19 protein-coding genes are annotated in these 17,350 nt (G+C 64.3%); 15 read left to right on the top strand and 4 right to left on the bottom strand.

Annotated features, from left to right (window positions below; genetic code table 11):
- Positions 1-189: 189 nt before the first annotated feature.
- Entirely contained in the window at positions 190-654 is a 465-nt protein-coding gene (locus tag MO486_RS12645) for an SET domain-containing protein-lysine N-methyltransferase (protein WP_242908227.1), read from the bottom strand.
- A gap of 121 nt (positions 655-775) precedes the next feature.
- On the opposite strand from MO486_RS12645, the gene MO486_RS12640 reads away from it, so the two are divergent.
- From MO486_RS12640 to MO486_RS12590, 11 genes are all read left to right on the top strand, one after another.
- On the top strand, positions 776-1,315 hold the full coding sequence (locus MO486_RS12640; RefSeq protein ID WP_242908221.1) for a cytochrome C: 540 nt from the start codon (positions 776-778) through the stop codon (positions 1,313-1,315).
- Between the two features lie 74 nt (positions 1,316-1,389).
- Complete coding sequence (locus MO486_RS12635; protein WP_242908219.1) at positions 1,390-1,857, top strand: SUF system Fe-S cluster assembly regulator; 468 nt, start codon at positions 1,390-1,392, stop codon at positions 1,855-1,857.
- A gap of 10 nt (positions 1,858-1,867) precedes the next feature.
- Entirely contained in the window at positions 1,868-3,337 is a 1,470-nt protein-coding gene (sufB, locus tag MO486_RS12630; RefSeq protein ID WP_242908217.1) for a Fe-S cluster assembly protein SufB, read from the top strand.
- A gap of 85 nt (positions 3,338-3,422) precedes the next feature.
- Positions 3,423-4,187, top strand: a complete 765-nt coding sequence (gene sufC, locus MO486_RS12625) for a Fe-S cluster assembly ATPase SufC (RefSeq protein ID WP_242908215.1) — start codon at positions 3,423-3,425, stop codon at positions 4,185-4,187.
- Complete coding sequence (sufD, locus tag MO486_RS12620; protein ID WP_242908213.1) at positions 4,187-5,452, top strand: Fe-S cluster assembly protein SufD; 1,266 nt, start codon at positions 4,187-4,189, stop codon at positions 5,450-5,452. Before sufC ends, sufD begins: the two co-directional genes overlap by 1 nt.
- The gene (locus MO486_RS12615; protein ID WP_242908211.1) at positions 5,449-6,690 is read left to right on the top strand and encodes a cysteine desulfurase; all 1,242 of its coding nucleotides are present in this window, start codon (positions 5,449-5,451) and stop codon (positions 6,688-6,690) included. The genes sufD and MO486_RS12615 overlap by 4 nt, the downstream gene beginning before the upstream one ends.
- Before the next feature lie 26 nt (positions 6,691-6,716).
- Complete coding sequence (locus tag MO486_RS12610) at positions 6,717-6,974, top strand: hypothetical protein (protein ID WP_242908209.1); 258 nt, start codon at positions 6,717-6,719, stop codon at positions 6,972-6,974.
- Between the two features lie 4 nt (positions 6,975-6,978).
- Positions 6,979-7,503: a GNAT family N-acetyltransferase gene (locus MO486_RS12605; RefSeq protein WP_242908207.1), complete on the top strand. Its 525-nt coding sequence runs from the start codon at positions 6,979-6,981 to the stop codon at positions 7,501-7,503.
- Between the two features lie 113 nt (positions 7,504-7,616).
- A complete protein-coding gene (locus tag MO486_RS12600) occupies positions 7,617-7,940 on the top strand; it encodes a non-heme iron oxygenase ferredoxin subunit (protein WP_242908361.1) in 324 nt (107 codons plus the stop codon).
- Between the two features lie 84 nt (positions 7,941-8,024).
- Positions 8,025-10,175: a TonB-dependent siderophore receptor gene (locus tag MO486_RS12595; protein WP_242908205.1), complete on the top strand. Its 2,151-nt coding sequence runs from the start codon at positions 8,025-8,027 to the stop codon at positions 10,173-10,175.
- 67 nt (positions 10,176-10,242) lie between these two features.
- Complete coding sequence (locus MO486_RS12590; RefSeq protein WP_242908203.1) at positions 10,243-10,902, top strand: PepSY-associated TM helix domain-containing protein; 660 nt, start codon at positions 10,243-10,245, stop codon at positions 10,900-10,902.
- Here MO486_RS12590 and MO486_RS12585 read toward each other — a convergent pair.
- On the bottom strand, positions 10,882-11,481 hold the full coding sequence (locus MO486_RS12585) for a HutD family protein (RefSeq protein ID WP_242908201.1): 600 nt from the start codon (positions 11,479-11,481) through the stop codon (positions 10,882-10,884). The genes MO486_RS12590 and MO486_RS12585 overlap by 21 nt on opposite strands.
- 159 nt (positions 11,482-11,640) lie before the next feature.
- Complete coding sequence (locus tag MO486_RS12580; protein ID WP_242908199.1) at positions 11,641-11,967, bottom strand: ComEA family DNA-binding protein; 327 nt, start codon at positions 11,965-11,967, stop codon at positions 11,641-11,643.
- A 225-nt stretch (positions 11,968-12,192) separates the two neighbouring features.
- Between MO486_RS12580 and MO486_RS12575 the strand changes: the two genes are divergently transcribed.
- From MO486_RS12575 to MO486_RS12560, 4 genes are all read left to right on the top strand, one after another.
- Positions 12,193-13,683, top strand: a complete 1,491-nt coding sequence (locus MO486_RS12575; RefSeq protein ID WP_242908197.1) for a M20 family metallopeptidase — start codon at positions 12,193-12,195, stop codon at positions 13,681-13,683.
- Between the two features lie 58 nt (positions 13,684-13,741).
- Positions 13,742-14,056, top strand: a complete 315-nt coding sequence (locus MO486_RS12570) for a GlsB/YeaQ/YmgE family stress response membrane protein (protein WP_242908195.1) — start codon at positions 13,742-13,744, stop codon at positions 14,054-14,056.
- Positions 14,057-14,132: 76 nt separating this feature from the next.
- On the top strand, positions 14,133-14,390 hold the full coding sequence (locus MO486_RS12565; RefSeq protein ID WP_242908193.1) for a GlsB/YeaQ/YmgE family stress response membrane protein: 258 nt from the start codon (positions 14,133-14,135) through the stop codon (positions 14,388-14,390).
- Positions 14,391-14,615: 225 nt separating this feature from the next.
- Positions 14,616-15,404: a DUF3050 domain-containing protein gene (locus MO486_RS12560; RefSeq protein WP_242908191.1), complete on the top strand. Its 789-nt coding sequence runs from the start codon at positions 14,616-14,618 to the stop codon at positions 15,402-15,404.
- A 55-nt stretch (positions 15,405-15,459) separates the two neighbouring features.
- Here the strand turns inward: MO486_RS12560 and cysN are convergent, their stop codons facing one another.
- The gene (gene cysN / locus MO486_RS12555) at positions 15,460-17,334 is read right to left on the bottom strand and encodes a sulfate adenylyltransferase subunit CysN (RefSeq protein WP_242908189.1); all 1,875 of its coding nucleotides are present in this window, start codon (positions 17,332-17,334) and stop codon (positions 15,460-15,462) included.
- Positions 17,335-17,350 lie beyond the last annotated feature (16 nt).

Below are 17,350 nucleotides of genomic sequence, written 5' to 3'. Positions count from 1 at the left end.
TAATTTGCGGGCAGCCTATCCGTGCGCGCAGTTTTTACCGACTGGCGTAAGTCATGCCAACCTTTTGCACGTCCGCCGCATCCGGTGATGGATGCGGCCTGTAGGAGCGGCTTCAGCCGCGAGCTGTTGCCATTGTGGAGAACTCAGAAACCGCTCGCGGCTGAAGCCGCTCCTACACGGGGCGTCCGCTCAGCGCTTGGGCTTGAGCATCGTCCCGGTGCAGTTTCTGGCGCCGCAGTGGCAGGCCCAGATCTTCTTCAATCGCGCGGTGTGCGGCTCGTCCAGGGTGATGCCGTAGTCGTAGGTCAGCTCCTCGCCGGGCTTGATCGTGCGGATCGCATCGATGAATACGCGCGATTTCTCCGGATCGTCATCGTGCTCGACCAGCACCGCCTCGCAGTTCGGGGCGCAGCTATGGTTGATCCAGCGCGCACTGTTGCCTTCGAAGTTGGCGTCGATCACGAACACTTCGTTGAGCGTGAACAGGAAGGTGTGGCCACTGTCGATGTCGCCGCTGTCGCCGGCATCGACTTCTTCGTGGGTGCGGCGACGGCCCTTGTATTCGATGACACGTTCGCCCTTGGCGATCGGGGCGACGGCGAACACGCCATTGCCGTGGATGGCGGAACGACGGGCGACAATCTTGCGTGGCATGCGGTGATCCGTTACTGGAAAGACATCTATTGTCGCCGGAAGGCGGGGGACGCCGCCATGCGGATGTCCGGTTCCGGACGCTTCGTCCGTATCCGCTCTCGATCCACAACGAGACGAACACATGCACGCAACGCGCTTTGCCATCCCCGCCTTGATGCTGATGACGCTGGCCGCTTGCCAACAGGCGCCGCAGCCAATCCAGCCCGCGGCCGCTACCACCGTTCCTGCCGATGCCGACCTGGTGGCCCAGGGCGAATACCTGGTCAAGATCGGCGGCTGCAACGATTGCCATACCCCCGGCTACATGGACAAGGCCGGCGACATTCCCAAAGACCAATGGATGATCGGCAACCAGCTCGGATTCAGCGGCCCCTGGGGCACGACCTATCCGGCCAACCTGCGCCTCAAGATCGCGGACATGGATGAGGCCACATGGCTGGCGTACACCGCCGACCTGCACACCCGACCGATGATGCCGGACTTCAATGTCCGCGCCATGAAGGAGCAGGACCGCCTCGCCATCTTCCGCTTCATCAAGTCGCTCGGCCCGGCCGGAGAAGCGGCACCGGCCTACATGCCGCCCGGACAGAAGCCAGCGCCGCCTTATATCGAACTGGTCCTGCCGGCAGCACCGCCAGCGGAAGCCCCTGCCGCCGGCTGAACCCGTCCCGTTCCCAAGCTTGGCCGCGAGGCCCGGAAACCGTACAATTTCGGTACGCTTTCCGGGCCTTCGTCATGTTACGCGTCACCAAACTCACCGATTACGCCACCGTCATCCTGACCGCACTCGCGGCCAAGCCTGGCGACGTGCACAGCGCCGCCGAGCTGGCTGAACAGGCCGGCCTCGAGATGCCGACCGTCGCCAAGCTACTGAAGCCGTTGGCGCAGGCGGGGCTCGTCGAAGGCTTTCGCGGCGTCAATGGCGGCTACCGCCTCGCCCGTCCCGCGAGCGAAATCTCGCTGGTCGAGATTGTCGAAGCGATGGAAGGCCCGCTCGGGATGACCGAGTGCAGCGTCCACGCTGGCGCCTGCGGCATCGAACACTCCTGCGGCGTGCGCGCCAACTGGCGTCGGATCAACGACGTCGTCGCGGATGCACTGCGTGGCGTGACGCTGGCGGAAATGCTGGCGCCGCCTCCGCCGCGCTCTTCGCGGAAGGCCAGCTCCAACAAGACGATTCCGGCCACATTGGCCACGGCCTGAGGAACACATCATGGCCATCGAAACCACCGTTACCGAAATCACCCCTGTCGAGAATGCCGAGATCCTCGAACAGCTCGGCCGTCGCTACGACGCCGGCTTCGTCACCGACATCGAATCCGACACCCTGCCGCCCGGCCTGAACGAGGACGTCATCCGCTTCCTCTCCACGAAGAAGGACGAGCCGGAGTGGATGACCGAATGGCGCCTCTCCGCATACCGGCACTGGCTGACCATGCCGATGCCGCATTGGGCCAAGCTCAACATCGCGCCGATCGATTTCCAGTCGATCAGCTACTACTCCGCGCCGAAGGCGAAATACGCCTCGCTGGATGAAGTCCCGCAGGAGTTGCTCGACACCTACGAAAAGCTCGGTGTACCGCTGCACGAGCGCGCCAAGCTCGCGGGTGTCGCCGTCGATGCGGTGTTCGACTCGGTCAGCGTCGGCACCACGTTCCGCAAGGAACTCGCGGAAAAAGGCGTGATCTTCTGCTCGATGTCGGAAGCGATCCGCGAACATCCGGACCTGGTGAAGAAATACCTCGGCTCGGTCGTGCCGACCGGCGACAACTTTTTCGCCGCGCTCAATTCGGCGGTGTTTACCGACGGCAGTTTCGTGTTCATTCCCAAGGGCGTGCGCTGCCCGATGGAGTTGAGCACCTACTTCCGCATCAATGCCCTGAATACCGGCCAGTTCGAACGCACGCTGATCATCGCCGAGGACAAGAGTTACGTGTCCTACCTCGAAGGCTGCACCGCGCCGATGCGCGACGAGAACCAGCTGCATGCGGCCGTCGTCGAACTCGTCGCACTGGAAGACGCTGAAATCAAGTACAGCACCGTCCAGAACTGGTATCCGGGCGACGAGAACGGCGTCGGTGGCATCTACAACTTCGTCACTAAGCGCGGCGAATGCCGCGGCGCGCGCTCCAAGATTTCGTGGACGCAGGTCGAGACCGGCTCGGCGATCACGTGGAAATACCCGAGCTGCGTACTGCTAGGCGACGATTCCACCGGCGAGTTCCATTCGGTCGCGCTGACGCACCACCGCCAGCAGGCCGACACCGGCACCAAGATGATCCACATCGGCAAGCGCACCAAGTCGAAGATCGTCAGCAAGGGCATCAGTGCCGGCCGTGGGCAGAACTCGTACCGCGGCCTGGTCAAGGTCGAACGCAGTGCCGAGGGTGCCCGCAACCACACCCAGTGCGACTCGCTGCTGATCGGCAAGAAGTGCGGTGCGCACACGTTCCCGTACATCGAGGTCAAGCACCCGAGTGCGACCGTCGAGCACGAAGCGACGACTTCCAAGATCTCCGACGACCAGCTGTTCTACTGCCGCAGCCGCGGCATCAGCGAAGCAGATGCGGTATCGCTGATCGTCGACGGTTTCTGCAAATCGGTGTTCCGCGAACTGCCGATGGAGTTTGCGGTCGAGGCGAAGAAGCTGCTTGAAGTGAACCTCGAAGGCGCCGTCGGCTAAACATCGCGCGTAGGGTGGGCTTCAGCCCACCACACGTAATCGCAACACAAGCGGTGGGCTGAAGCCCACCCTACGGAAAAAAGAAATGCTGAAGATCGACAACCTCCACGTCCGCGTCGCTGGCCGTGAAATCCTCAAGGGCCTTTCGCTCGAAGTGCAGCCGGGCCAGGTGCACGCGATCATGGGGCCCAACGGCGCGGGCAAATCCACGCTGGGCAACGTGATCGCAGGGCGCGATGGCTACGAGATCACGTCGGGCTCGGTGCTGTTCGAAGGCCACGACCTGCTCGCACTCGAACCCGAGCAGCGCGCTTCGGAAGGCGTGTTCCTCGCCTTCCAGTATCCGGTCGAGATTCCCGGCGTGAACAACACCTACTTCCTGCGTTCGGCACTCAATGCGCAGCGCAAGGTGCGCGGCCAGGCCGAACTCGACTCGATGCAGTTCCTCAAGCTCGTGCGCGAAAAACTCGCCGTGCTGCATTTGAAGGATGAGCTGCTGCATCGCGGCGTCAACGAAGGCTTCAGCGGCGGCGAGAAGAAGCGCAACGAAATCTTCCAGATGGCTGTGCTCGAGCCGAAGCTGGCGATCCTCGACGAGACCGACTCCGGCCTCGATATCGACGCATTGAAGAACGTCGCCGAGGGCGTCAATGCACTGCGTTCGCCCGACCGCGCCTTCCTCGTCATTACCCACTACCAGCGCCTGCTCGATTACATCAAGCCGGACGTGGTGCACGTGCTGGCCGACGGCCGCATCGTCGAGAGCGGCGGCCCGGAACTGGCGCTGGAGCTGGAAGCACATGGCTACGCCTGGGTGAAGGACCGCATCGCACCGGAGGTCGCGGCCTGATGAGCGTCCTGCTCGACTCGCTTGCGGCCGGCTTCGCTGGCGACACCACGCGTCGCGCCGCGCTCGATGCTGCCTTGCGGGACGGCCTACCGCACGCGCGCAGCGAGGCGTGGAAATACACGTCGCTGCGTGCGCTGGAACGGCGTGCATTCGCGCCTGCGCCAGCTGTAGTCGACATTGATCTCGCTTTGCTGGCGAGTATCCCCGCGCCGCGACTGGTGTTCGTCAATGGCCGCTTCGATGCCGCACATTCCGACGTCACCGGGCTGCCAGGCGGTGTCGAATTGCAGCCGTTGTCGCAAGCGCTCGTCGGCGGCGACTCCCGTGCGACCAATTTTCTCGAACGCCGCTTCGAGCGCGCCGATGAAGTCTTCGCCCGCCTCAATGCAGCGCTCGCCAATGACGGGGTGCTGCTGCGCGTCGAGGCCGGCAAGCAGGTCGAAGCTCCGCTGCACCTCGTGTTCATCGGTGCGCCAGGCGCGACAGATGCCGCCTGGCATGCGCGCCACCTGATCGAATTGCGCGCCGGTGCAAGCCTCACCGTCGTCGAGCATCATCTCGCCGACGGCGAACATGCCCACCTCGGCAACGCGCTGACGCACGTGGACCTCGCCGCGGACGCCTGCCTGGTGCACGCGCGCGTGCAGGATGAATCCGCACGCGCCACGCTGTTCACCCGGACCGACGCCGTGCTCGCGCGCCACGCGCAATACCGGCGTATCGACCTCGAACTCGGCGCTGCGCTGTCGCGGCACGAGTTGAACGTACGGCTGGAAGGCGAAGGCGCCAAGCTCAACGCCAACGGCGTACTGCTGGCCACCGGCCGTCGGCATCTCGACACCCGCCTGGGCATCGAACACATCGCCCGCGATACGTCCTGCGATCTGTTGTGGCGCGGTCTCGGCGCTGGACGCAGTCGTGCGGTGTTCCATGGAGGTATCACCATTCGCACCGGCGCCGACGGCTCCGATGCCAATCTGTCGAACAAGAACCTGCTACTCAGCGACAACGCCGAAATCGACAGCCAGCCGGTGCTGGAAATCCACGCCGACGAGGTCAAGGCGGCGCACGGCGCGACCGTCGGCCAACTCGATCCGACGGCGATGTTCTACCTGCGCTCGCGCGGCCTGCCGGAAGCCGATGCGCGCCAACTGCTGACCGCGGCGTTCTGTCGCGAAGTGGTCGCGACCGTCGATTCATCCACGTTGCGCGAAACGTTGACGCTGGCGTTGGATCGCGCGCTCACGGCACTGGAACTGGCATGAACGCACCGCTTGTTGTCGCTACTTCCATCGATTGGGCCGCTGTCCGCGCCGACTTTCCGCTGCTGACGCGGCTGGTCCATGGCAAGCCACTGGTCTACCTCGACTCGGCCAACACCGGACAGAAGCCGGCATCGGTGATCGAGACGGTCGACGATTTCTACCGCCGCCACAACGCCAATGTCAGCCGAGCCGTGCACGCGCTCGGCAGCGAGGCGACGGAAAGCTACGAGGCTGCGCGCGGCAAGCTGGCGCGTCACCTCAATGTGCGCAGCGACGATCTGGTGCTGTGCAGCGGCACCACGTTCGCGATCAACCTGGTCGCATATTCGTGGGCGCTCCCGCGACTGCAACCGGGCGACGCGATCCTGCTCACACGCATGGAGCACCACGCCAACATCGTGCCGTGGCAGCTCATTGCCGAACGTACCGGCGCTAAGATCAAGGTCGCCGAGATCACACCCGACGGCACGCTCGACCTCGATGCGCTATACGCCGCGATGACCTCGGACGTAAAGGTTTTCGGGGTCGCCCATGTCTCGAACGTGCTCGGCACCATCAATCCCGTCCGCGAGATCTGCCGCGAGGCACGGCGCCGTGGCATCGTCACCGTGGTCGACGGCTCGCAGGCGCTGCCGCACATGGCGGTCGACATCCCGTCCATCGGCTGCGACTTCTATGCCTTCACCGGGCACAAGATGTGCGGTCCGACCGGCACCGGTGCGCTGTGGGCGCGCAAGGAACATCTTGCCGTGATGCCGCCGTTCCTCGGCGGCGGGGAGATGATCAAGGAAGTGCGCTTCGACGGCACCGTGTTCAACGATCCGCCGCACCGCTTCGAAGCCGGTACGCCGAACATCGCTGGCCACATCGGCCTGGGCGCTGCGGTCGACTATCTCGACGCCCTCGGCATGGCGAACGTGGCTGCGCGCGAAGCCGAACTGCTGGCACACCTGCTCGAAGAGATGCGCCAGATCGATGGCCTGCGCATCATCGGCACAGCAAAGGACAAGGCCGCGGTAGTGTCATTCCTGGTCGAGGGCGCGCATGCGCACGACCTCGCCACCCTGCTCGACCTCGAAGGCGTGGCGGTGCGCTCCGGCCATCACTGCGCGCACCCACTGATGCAGTTCTTCGGCGTCGCCGCTACCTGCCGTGCCTCGCTCGCGTTCTACAACACGCATGCCGAGATCGAGGCCTTCGTCGCCGCCCTGCTGAAGGTCCGCCGCCTGCTCGGCTAGACTCCACGTACCACCGGGAGACGAGCATGGCGGACGATTACGAACTGGCCGGATTGCTGCGCGACATTCGCGACAATCAACGCGAAGCCTTGCAGGTGCAGCGCGAGCACATGGCGCTGTACCAGAAGCAACTGGAACGCATCGAGCGCATCAACGACCGCGCCGAAGCGATTCAGGGTCGCGCCGGCAAGGCCGTCAAGTTCATCCTCTGGATCGCCATCCCGCTGGTCGCGTTGCTGCTGGTGTTGATGTCCTGGCCTTACCTCCGATACCTGTTGGCATGACCCCATGAGCGAATTGCATTTCCGTGCCGCCACCGTCGACGATATTCCGGCCCTGGTCGATCTCGTCACCTCCGCGTATCGCGGCGAAGTGAGCAAACAAGGCTGGACCACCGAAGCCGACTTCCTCGATGGCAACCGCATCGATGCCGGCGTCCTGCGCCACGACATCGAGCGCCCGCGCAGCCGCGTGCTGATCGCCGAGCGCGATGGCGGCTTGCTCGCCTGCGCGCACGTGTGCGAGGAGGACGGTGCGGGGTATTTCGGCATGTTTTCGGTCAGGCCCAACCTGCAGGGCGGCGGTGTCGGCAAGGTAGTGATGGCCGAAGCTGAGCGCGTGGTCCGCGAAGACTGGGGGCTGCCGGCGATGCGCATGACCGTGATCGACATCCGCGACGAACTGGTCGCCTGGTACGAACGCCGTGGTTATAGCCGCACGGGCATCAAGAAGCCCTTCCCCTACGGCGATCCGCGCTACGGCATTCCCAAGCGCGACGACCTGCGCTTCGAAGTGTTGGAAAAGACCCTGTAGGCGCGGCTTGTAGGAGGTTCTTCCTCCCTATGGCCCTCTCCCGGGCCTTCTTTTTTTCGTTTTCGCGGCTGTAAGCCGCTCCTACGATGGATGGATGGATGGATGGGATGAGCATGGGCGACTGGATTCGTGTTTGCGCTACCTCGGAATTGCTGCCCGGCGAATCGAAAGTCGCCTGGGACGGCGATACGCCGATCCTGGTGGTCAACTACGACGGCGACTTCTACGCGCTGGAAGACAAGTGCTCGCACGAAGACTTCGAGCTTTCGGCCGGTACGTTCGACGGCGAGGAAGCCACGATCGAATGCGTGCTGCACGGTTCGAAGTTCGACGTGCGCGATGGCCGCGCACTCAACGCGCCTGCCTACACCCCGGTGGTCAAGTTCCCGGTCAAGGTCGAGGACGGTGCGGTCTGGACCAGGGACGATCGCGGCTGAAAACTATTTGCATCTGCGAATCATTCTCATTAGCATACCCGCGCCGCGGCACGAAGCCGCACGACTCATCTGCTCGGGAACCGCATGCAAACCAAGAAGCTCCCGGCCGCCGCCCCCCTGGCCGCCGCCCTCGCACTCGCCCTGTCCGCACCGGCTTTCGCGGCCGATCCCACGCCCGACGCCGAAAAGCGCAAGCGGACCGATCTCGACCAGGTCGAAGTCGTGGGCAAGGTCGACTACAGCTATGTCGAGCGCAACACCACCACCGCGACCAAGACCGACACACCGCTGCGCGATGTGCCGCAGTCGGTCACCGTGATCACCCAGGACCTGATCCAGGACCAGGCCATGCAGAACCTCGCCGACGTGGTGCGCTACGTCCCCGGCGTGGGCATGGCCCAAGGCGAAGGCAACCGCGACACCCCGGTGTTCCGCGGCAACAGCTCGACCGCCGACATGTTCATCGATGGCATGCGCGACGACACCCAGTACTTCCGCGACCTCTACAACATCGAGCGGGTTGAGGCGCTGAAGGGCCCGAACGCGATGATCTTCGGCCGCGGCGGTTCCGGCGGCGTGCTGAACCGCGTCACCAAGGCCGCCGACTGGAACACCTCGCGTGAGGTCAGCCTACAGTTCGGTTCCTGGAACAAGCGCCGCATCGCCGCCGACTTCAACCAGCCGGCTAGCGACGCCTTCGCGTTTCGGGTCATTGGCATGTTCGAGGACTCCGAAAGCTACCGCGACGGCTACGAAGCGCGGCGCTGGGGCATCAACCCTACCTTCGCCTGGAACGCCGGCGAGAACACCACGATCACGCTCGGTTACGAGCACTTCGAGGACGAGCGCGTCGCCGACCGCGGCATCCCGTCGTCGCCGACCTTGTTCAACGGCCGCCGCCTGCCGGTCGACACTGACACCTCGACGTTCTTCGGCGACCCGACACGCAGCCCGGTCACCGCCGACGTCGACGCCTTCACCGCGCTGGTCGAGCATGACTTCAGCGAACGCGCCACGCTGCGCAACCGCACCCGCATCGCCGACTACGACAAGTTCTACCAGAACGTTTACGCCGGTGGACCGGTGCGCAACAACGCGGACGGTACCGTCGACGCCGACATCCGTGCATACAGCAACGCGACCCAGCGCGAGAACATCTTCAACCAGACCGACCTGATCTTCTCGTTCGGCGAGAGCGTCAAACACACGCTCCTGGTTGGTGCCGAATTCGGCCGGCAGGAGACAGACAACCTGCGCAAGACCGGCTACTTCGGCGCGCCGGGTTCCAACACGACGACCGTGTTCGTGCCCTTCGCCAACCCGCGCTACACCGGGCCGATGGAGTTCCGCCAGTCCGCGAGCGACGCCAACAACACCACCGTCGCCAAGATCGCCGCGGTCTACGTGCAGGACCAGATCGAGTTCTCGCCGCAATGGCAGGCGATCCTCGGCCTGCGCTACGACCGTTTCGAGGTCGACTTCCGCGACAACCGCACCGGCACGACCATCGACGCCACCGACAACCTGTTGTCACCGCGCATTGGCCTCATCTACAAGCCCTCCGAGCCAGTGTCGCTGTACGCGAGTTACAGCATGACCCACCTGCCGCGCTCGGGCGAGCAGATGACCTCGCTCACCCCGACCAACAAGGCCTTCGATCCTGAAGAGTCCCGCAACTATGAAGTCGGCGCGAAGTGGGACATCACCCCCGACCTGGCGCTAACCGCCGCGATCTATCGCTTGGACCGCACCAACATGATCGCCCCCGATCCGGCGAACCCGGCGATCTCGATCCTGGTCGATGGCCAGCGCGCCGAAGGCTTCGAGCTGGGCCTGGCAGGCAACATCACCGAGGAATGGAGCGTGATGGGTGGTTACGCCCGGCAAGACGGCGAATTCCTGAGCGGAGGGGACAAGGGCAAGCGCCCGGCCCAGCTGCCGGAGCAGACCGTGTCGCTGTGGAACCGCTACGACTTCAATGATGCCTGGGGTGTGGGTCTGGGCGCGACCTATCGCAGCGAGGTGTTCGCGCAGTCCACCAGCAACGCCGTGGTGTTGAAGAGCTACACCCGCTATGACGCCGCGGTGTTCTACGCCGTGAGCGAGAGCGTGGAGCTGCAGCTCAATGTCGAGAACCTGTTTGACAAGCACTACTTCACCTCGGCGCACAACGACAACAACATCACGCCCGGTTCGCCCCGCGCAGCCTATGCCAGCGTGACCTTCAAGTTCTGAACCTTTCGAAGCACCGCCGTCCCGAAGCGCCCGCCTTGTGCGGGCGCTTCCCGTTGGAGAAAACCGCATGAACACCACGACCGCCGCTACTGCCGACCTAGCCCGCCGCCGCAGCAACACCACCTATCGCTGGATCCGCCAATTGCACCTGTGGATCGGCGCCTGGGGCGCACTGGCCGCGATCATCTACGGCTTCACCGGGTTGGTGATGAACCATCGCTTCGGCGACGGCGCATGGCCTCAGGGCGACAGCGCCGAAAGCGGTCGCATCGTGCTCGAAGTGCCCGCCGATGCGCGCGCCACGCCGGAAGCGTTGAGCGCGTGGTTGCGCACGGCACACGGGCTGGAAACGCAGGTCGTACGCAAAGCCAAGCCGGACAGCGGCAAGCTTGGCGACCGCGAGGTCAAGCAACCGCCCAAATGGAACCTGTCCGGCGGCACTGCCACGGCATCCTGGGCATTGGAATTCTTACCGGGCAACGCAACCGCCGAAGTCAAGCAGAGCCAGCACACGCTGCTCGCGGCATTCAACCGCTTGCACAAGGGCGTAGGCGGTGGCGTGGTCTGGAGCCTGCTCGCCGACAGCTTCGCCATCGGCATGTTGCTGCTCGGCCTGTCCGGCATCTGGATGTGGGCGCGTGGGCGCAACGCGAAGGAGATGCTCATCAGCGTGCTCGGGCTTTCGGTGCTGGTACTGGCTGCAGTGCTAGGTCCCCTGTTGCTGTAACCGGATCACCAAAGCCTCCCCCGCGCCGTCGATCACGTGACGCAGACGCGTATCGCCCGCCACCAACAATGCGGTGTCGGCAGCGGCGAGGTCGGGCAAACCGGAATCGTCTGCGAACCGTGCATGTCCCGCCAGCAGATGCACGACCCAGGTCGTGCCGGGCTCGGCGAAGATCACCATCGGCCCGACCAGCGGCCGATGCCAGAGTTGCGCATCGATCGCGTCGCGACGCCACATCAGGTTGAAATCCTGGGTCGGGCCGTCGAGAAGCTCGCCTGTCACCACGCGCTCGCCGGCGAACCGCAGCTTGTCGTGCGGCGGCATCAGCTCGCGCACTTCGCCATCGTCGAAACGCAGGCGCAGGCCGTTGCCTGAAAGCAGCACGAGTTCGCGTTCGATGCCGGGGAAAGCGGAGAACGGCGCATCGTGCTCGATCTCGGCGATCGACAATCGCCAGTCCCAATCGCCTTGGGCGGGATTTGCCAGGATTTCGCGCGTCCAGCCAGCGCCGTTGCGCCAGCGATCGCGCCGGTATTCGTTGGCGGGGATCACCCGCGACGTCGACAGATGGGTGCTCATGGTGCGCAGCCTACGCGCACGCGCCGCAACGCGCAGCTGTCGGCCGCAAAAAAACCATCGCCCGGCTGCACGTTCGCGCAACCGGGCGATGCGACGTCCTTGTCCGGCGTCCTTGTTGCCTCCGACCTGCCGCCTGCGCGTCCTGCGCAGGCGCAATGCTCAACGACGCGTTAGCGGCCTGGCTGCCGGCTTGGCAACCGGCTTTGCAGCCGGTGCGCTACCGAACACGATGCGGTCGCGGTTTTTCTCGACCGTCTTCAGGCCAATGCCCTTGACCATCGCCAGCTGCTCGGCGCTGCGGAACGCACCGTTGGCCTTGCGATGGGCGACGATGGCCTCGGCCTTGGACGGGCCGATGTTGAGCAGCACCCGATCCAGCGTGGCGGCGTCGGCGGTGTTGATGTTGACCTTGTCGGCAGCGAACGCACTGCCCATGAGCACGAGCGACAGCACCAGCGATTGCAGCATTGCGGTGAACGATTTCATGGCGATTCTCTCTCCCTGTGATGTGGTTGCGGTTCCTTCCGGCGCGGTGCTCGCTGCCGGTGTGAACAGTCTCCGTGTCCGCCCCGGGACGCCGTATCGCCGGAGGCCCCGATGCAGCGCAGGTCTAGTCCGCACCGGCAGGTAAGGGATTGCCTACAAAGCCGCCTGCAACGCGGCCATGGGCGGTTGGGCGGTAGAATCCGCCTTTCCCCGGCAAGGCCCCCCATGGACGCCAGCAAGGTCGATCGTTACGTCAGCACGAAGTGGGACGACGAAATCGTCCCGCAGCTCGTCGAGTACATCCGTATTCCCAACAAATCGCCGATGTTCGACGCTGATTGGCTGGCGCACGGCTACATGGACGCCGCGGTCAAGCTCATGGAAACCTGGGCGAAGGCGCAGCCGATTCCCGGCATGCAGCTCGAAGTGGTGCGCCTGGAAGGCCGTACGCCGTTGATCTGCATCGAGATCCCCGCCTCGAACGGTGGCAGCGACGAGGATTGCGTGCTGCTCTACGGCCACCTCGACAAGCAGCCGGAGATGACCGGCTGGGATGACGACCTCGGCCCGTGGAAGCCCGTGATCAAGGGCGACAAGCTTTACGGCCGTGGTGGCGCCGACGATGGTTATGCGATCTTCGGTTCGCTCGCGGCGATCCTGGCGCTGCAGGAGCAAAAAGTGCCGCACGCACGTTGCGTGGTGTTGATCGAAGCGTGCGAAGAATCCGGCAGCTACGACCTGCCCGCTTACGTCGACCACCTCGCCGACCGCATCGGAAAGCCCTCGCTCGTGGTGTGTCTCGACTCGGGTTGCGGCAATTACGAGCAGTTGTGGTGCACCACATCGCTGCGTGGACTCGCCGGCGGCAATCTCACCGTCAAGGTGCTGAACGAAGGCGTGCACTCGGGTGATGCATCCGGCATCGTGCCGTCGAGCTTCCGCCTGTTGCGTCAATTGCTCTCGCGCATCGAAGACGAGAATAGCGGCCGCATCCTGCTCGAAGGCCTGCATGTGGAAGTGCCGGCCGAACGCCTGGTGCAGGCGAAGAAAAGCGCCGAAGTGCTGGATACGGCGATCTACGACAAATTCCCGTTCCTCCCCGGCATGACGCCGATGGCCGACGACCTCACTGAGCTCGTGCTCAATCGCACTTGGCGGCCAGCACTGTCGGTAACCGGCGCCGATGGCATGCCGGCACTGTCGTCGGCGGGCAACGTACTGCGTCCGCATACTTCGGTGAAGCTGTCGCTGCGATTGCCGCCGACCATGGACGGCAAGCGCGCGGGCGAATTGCTCAAGCAGGCGCTGGAACACGATCCGCCGAATGGCGCGCAGGTCACGCTGGAACTCGAAAAAGCATCGACCGGCTGGAACGCGCCGGCGATGGCGCCGTGGCTCGAAAAAGCCATCGATGCCAGCAGTCGCGAATTCTTTGGCCAGCCCGCGATGTACATGGGCGAAGGCGGCACGATCCCGTTCATGGGCATGCTCGGCGAGAAGTTCCCCGGCGCGCAGTTCATGATCACCGGCGTCCTCGGCCCGCATTCCAATGCACATGGCCCGAACGAATTCCTGCACATCCCGATGGGCAAGCGCGTCACCGCGTGCGTGGCGCGCGTGATCGCCGAACACCACGCCGCCAGCCAGCGCGGCGAAACCACCGGCGTCGCCGTGGTGGCCGGTGGCGAACAGCATGGCGACCACGGATGCTGTTGAGCATTGCCACCTAGACGATCTTGTCCGCAACACCATCGCAGTATTGGGGGAGCAATCCATGCACGACGGCCCAATCGAATTCGTCCAGTTCGTCCGCTTCCTGGAAAGCCTCGGTGATGGCTGGCCAGCGATCGTCGTGCTCGGCGTGTTGGCAGGCATGATCGCGCGGCTGGCTACGACGCGGCAGCGGCAGGTCGGTTTCCTGTCGACCTGCCTGCTCGGCATCGCCGGCGCGGTACTGGGCGTGGAGGCTGCCAAGTTTTTTGCGATCCCTCTGCAGGGCGTGGGGGCGCGCTTCCTGGCTGCGCTTGCCGGCAGCCTGGCATTGGCCCTGCTCGGCACCCTGTTCCGTCGCAAGGCCCCACCACAATGACCTGGTCACCGGCGCAAGGCCGGTGGAGTAGCATGCGCGGGCGGTACCCACACACCACTGACCGAAGGGGAACAGAATGGGTGGCATTCTCTATACGATCTTGATCGGCGCCGTTATCGGCGTGCTGGCGCGCTTCTTCAAACCTGGCGCGGACCCGATGGGCTGGATCCTGACCATCCTGCTTGGCATCGCAGGCTCGTGGATCGGCACCTACGTCTCCGCAGCGCTGAGCATCGGCAACCGGTTTGTGGGGTTCGCCATTTCGATCCTCTGCGCGATCGCGCTGCTGTTCCTCTACGAGGCGGTGCGCAAGAAGACCCCCAAGCCAGTCTGACATTGCATCGCCGTGTACGAAGACGCCCCGCATCGCGGGGCGTTTTTTTGAACCATGCACACGTGCTCGCAAGTCACAACGAGCGCGAAAGCAATCACAAAAGCGCTACCGGCTATTTTCAGTAACGTCCATAGGCAACAGTGCAATGAGCTGAGAGGCTAACGATGGACGCTGAGCGTCCTCGCCCGGTCGAGGGGTCGGGCGACATTGACAAGGAGAATCGGTATGGCAACCGTATTGATTGCACGCACGGATGATGTGACCACCTTGGCTGACCTGCGCCATCAGCTCGAACAACACCCCGTGTTCGAAAGCCTGGCCAGCATCGATGACCTGCGCGAGTTCATGCGCGCGCACGTCTTCGCGGTCTGGGACTTCATGAGTTTGCTCAAACGCCTGCAACGCGATCTCACCTGCGTCGACGTGCCTTGGATGCCGCGTGGCGATCGCCTCGCTGCGCACCTGATCAACGAGATCGTGCTCGGCGAGGAAAGCGACATCGCGCCTGATGGCCAACCGGCCAGCCACCTCGACATCTACCTGGATGCGATGCGCGAGATCGGCGCGGACACGTCGTTGTTCGATCGCTTCATGAATCTCGTCGTCGGCGGCATGGAACCCATCGACGCCCTGCACACGATTGGCGCCCCGGAGCATGTGCGGAACTTCGTCGGCCACACCCTGCGCGTGGCCAGCGAGGAACCGACGCTCAGCGTCATGGCGAACTTCTTCCATGGCCGCGAGAACGTGATTCCGCAGATGTTCAACGCGTTGCTGGCGAACTGGCAGATCGGCGAAGAGCAGGCGCCGATGTTCGTGTTCTACCTCAAGCGCCACATCGAGGTGGACGGCGAATCGCACGGGCCGATGGCACAGCAGATCATCGAAGGCGCGATCGGCCGCAGTAGCGATCGTCGCGCCACGGTGACGCAGGCTGCGATCGAGAGCATCCGCGCGCGGCTGGCGCTATGGGATGGCGTGCATGCGTCGCTGCTGGAGTTGCAGGCAGCCTGACCCGTCAGCAGATGTGGGAGTGCAACGGGGTGCGCGCGCATCCCGTTGCCTTCCACTAGTCGCCCAGCAATCGAGCCACCACCTGTTCGGCCAGCGCTTGAGCCGGCTCATTGGTGGTATCGAGCCGCAATTCAGGCGTCTCGGGCGTTTCATACGGCGAATCGATGCCCGTGAAGTGCGGTAGTTCGCCACGGCGGGCCTTGGCGTAGAGGCCTTTGATGTCGCGTTGTTCAGCGACCGCGAGCGGGGTATCGACGAAGACCTCAATGAATTCGTCTTCCGCGAACAGCGCCCGCGCAGCGCGGCGTTCGGCGCGGAACGGGGAGATGAAGCTGACCAGCACGATCAGGCCGGCATCGGTCATCAATTTGGCAACTTCGGCGACGCGGCGCAGGTTTTCGACGCGGTCTTCGTCGGTGAAGCCAAGGTCCTTGTTGAGGCCGTGGCGGACGTTGTCGCCGTCGAGCAAATAGGTGTGGTGGCCGAGCGCGAGCAGGCGTTTCTCGACGAGGTTGGCGATGGTCGACTTGCCGGAACCGGACAGACCGGTGAACCACACGCAACGCGGCCGCTGCGCCTTGATCCGGGCGCGTGCCGACTTGTCCACGTCGACGTGTTGCCAGTGGATGTTGCCGGCGCGGCGCAGGGCGAAATCGAGCGTACCGGCGGCGACGGTGGCGTTGCTCTGGCGGTCGATCAGGATGAAGCCGCCGAGCTCGCGGTTGTCGGCATAGGCCTCGAACGCGATCGGCTGGTCGAGGCTGAGGTTGCAGTAAGCAACCTCGTTGAGCTCGAGGTGCTTGGCGGCAAGATGCTCCTGCGTGTTCACGTCGATCTTGTGCTTGATCTCGGTGATGCTGGCGCTGACCGTGCGCGTGCCGAGCTTGAGCCAGTACGAGCGCCCGGGCAGCAATGCGTGCTCGCCCATCCACAGCAGGTGCGCTGCGAACTGGTCGGCGACCTGCGGTGGTTTGTCCGCGCTGGCGATCACGTCGCCGCGGCTGATGTCGAGTTCATCGGCGAGCGTGAGCGTGATCGCCTGGTCAGTCGCGGCGATGTCGAGATCACCGTCGGCGGTGACGATGCGCGCCACTTTCGAACGCCGGCCCGAAGGCAGCGCGACGATGTCATCACCGGGCCGTATTTCGCCAGCCGCAATCGTGCCGGCAAAGCCCCGGAAATTCTGGTTCGGGCGATTGACCCACTGCACCGGCAAGCGGAAGCCAATGTCGGCGTCACCACGTTCGACCTCGACGCTCTCCAGGTAGTCGAGCACGGTCGGGCCCGAGTACCACGGCGTCGCCGCCGAGCGCTGCAGCAGGTTGTCGCCCTTGAGTGCCGACAGCGGGACCGCCTGCACATGGGGAATGCCGAGTTTTGCTGCCAGTTCGCGGTAGCCGGCTTCGATCTCGTCGAACACCGATTGGTCGTAGTCGACCAGGTCCAGCTTGTTGACCGCCAGCAGCACATGGCGGATGCCGAGCAGCGAGACGATGTAGCTGTGGCGACGCGTCTGCGGCAGCAGGCCCTTGCGCGCGTCGACCAGCACTACCGCGACATCGGCGGTCGACGCACCCGTCGCCATGTTGCGCGTGTACTGCTCGTGGCCCGGGCAGTCGGCGACGATGAACTTGCGCTTGTCGGTGCTGAAGAAACGGTAAGCGACATCGATGGTGATGCCCTGCTCGCGTTCGGCCGACAGGCCGTCGAGCAGCAACGCGTAGTCGATCTCATCGCCCTGGGTACCATGGCGACGGCTGTCTTTTTCGAGCGCGGCAAGCTGGTCGACGAACAGGCCCTTGGTGTCGTGCAGCAGGCGGCCGATCAGCGTGCTCTTGCCATCGTCGACGCTGCCGCAGGTAATGAAGCGCAGCAGGCCCTTGGTTTCGTGCTGCTGCAGGTATGCAGCGACGGTGTCGGCCACGTTCATGCGACCACCCCCACCG

This window comes from Lysobacter sp. CFH 32150 (genome assembly GCF_022758295.1).
Lineage (GTDB): Bacteria > Pseudomonadota > Gammaproteobacteria > Xanthomonadales > Xanthomonadaceae > CFH-32150.
Note: the sequence above shows the minus strand (reverse complement) of the source record. Positions and strands in the feature narration are given on the sequence as shown.

What these genes read in the sequence shown, in the direction of transcription:
- MO486_RS12580 (WP_242908199.1), bottom strand. Translation starts at nt 11,967, where the DNA reads ATGAAATCGTTCACCGCAATGCTGCAATCGCTGGTGCTGTCGCTCGTG.
- sufD (WP_242908213.1), top strand. Translation starts at nt 4,187, where the DNA reads ATGAGCGTCCTGCTCGACTCGCTTGCGGCCGGCTTCGCTGGCGACACC.
- MO486_RS12560 (WP_242908191.1), top strand. Translation starts at nt 14,616, where the DNA reads ATGGCAACCGTATTGATTGCACGCACGGATGATGTGACCACCTTGGCT.
- MO486_RS12575 (WP_242908197.1), top strand. Translation starts at nt 12,193, where the DNA reads ATGGACGCCAGCAAGGTCGATCGTTACGTCAGCACGAAGTGGGACGAC.
- MO486_RS12565 (WP_242908193.1), top strand. Translation starts at nt 14,133, where the DNA reads ATGGGTGGCATTCTCTATACGATCTTGATCGGCGCCGTTATCGGCGTG.
- MO486_RS12600 (WP_242908361.1), top strand. Translation starts at nt 7,617, where the DNA reads ATGGGCGACTGGATTCGTGTTTGCGCTACCTCGGAATTGCTGCCCGGC.
- MO486_RS12590 (WP_242908203.1), top strand. Translation starts at nt 10,243, where the DNA reads ATGAACACCACGACCGCCGCTACTGCCGACCTAGCCCGCCGCCGCAGC.
- sufB (WP_242908217.1), top strand. Translation starts at nt 1,868, where the DNA reads ATGGCCATCGAAACCACCGTTACCGAAATCACCCCTGTCGAGAATGCC.
- MO486_RS12570 (WP_242908195.1), top strand. Translation starts at nt 13,742, where the DNA reads ATGCACGACGGCCCAATCGAATTCGTCCAGTTCGTCCGCTTCCTGGAA.
- MO486_RS12640 (WP_242908221.1), top strand. Translation starts at nt 776, where the DNA reads ATGCACGCAACGCGCTTTGCCATCCCCGCCTTGATGCTGATGACGCTG.
- MO486_RS12610 (WP_242908209.1), top strand. Translation starts at nt 6,717, where the DNA reads ATGGCGGACGATTACGAACTGGCCGGATTGCTGCGCGACATTCGCGAC.
- MO486_RS12615 (WP_242908211.1), top strand. Translation starts at nt 5,449, where the DNA reads ATGAACGCACCGCTTGTTGTCGCTACTTCCATCGATTGGGCCGCTGTC.
- cysN (WP_242908189.1), bottom strand. Translation starts at nt 17,334, where the DNA reads ATGAACGTGGCCGACACCGTCGCTGCATACCTGCAGCAGCACGAAACC.
- MO486_RS12635 (WP_242908219.1), top strand. Translation starts at nt 1,390, where the DNA reads ATGTTACGCGTCACCAAACTCACCGATTACGCCACCGTCATCCTGACC.
- MO486_RS12605 (WP_242908207.1), top strand. Translation starts at nt 6,979, where the DNA reads ATGAGCGAATTGCATTTCCGTGCCGCCACCGTCGACGATATTCCGGCC.
- sufC (WP_242908215.1), top strand. Translation starts at nt 3,423, where the DNA reads ATGCTGAAGATCGACAACCTCCACGTCCGCGTCGCTGGCCGTGAAATC.
- MO486_RS12585 (WP_242908201.1), bottom strand. Translation starts at nt 11,481, where the DNA reads ATGAGCACCCATCTGTCGACGTCGCGGGTGATCCCCGCCAACGAATAC.
- MO486_RS12595 (WP_242908205.1), top strand. Translation starts at nt 8,025, where the DNA reads ATGCAAACCAAGAAGCTCCCGGCCGCCGCCCCCCTGGCCGCCGCCCTC.
- MO486_RS12645 (WP_242908227.1), bottom strand. Translation starts at nt 654, where the DNA reads ATGCCACGCAAGATTGTCGCCCGTCGTTCCGCCATCCACGGCAATGGC.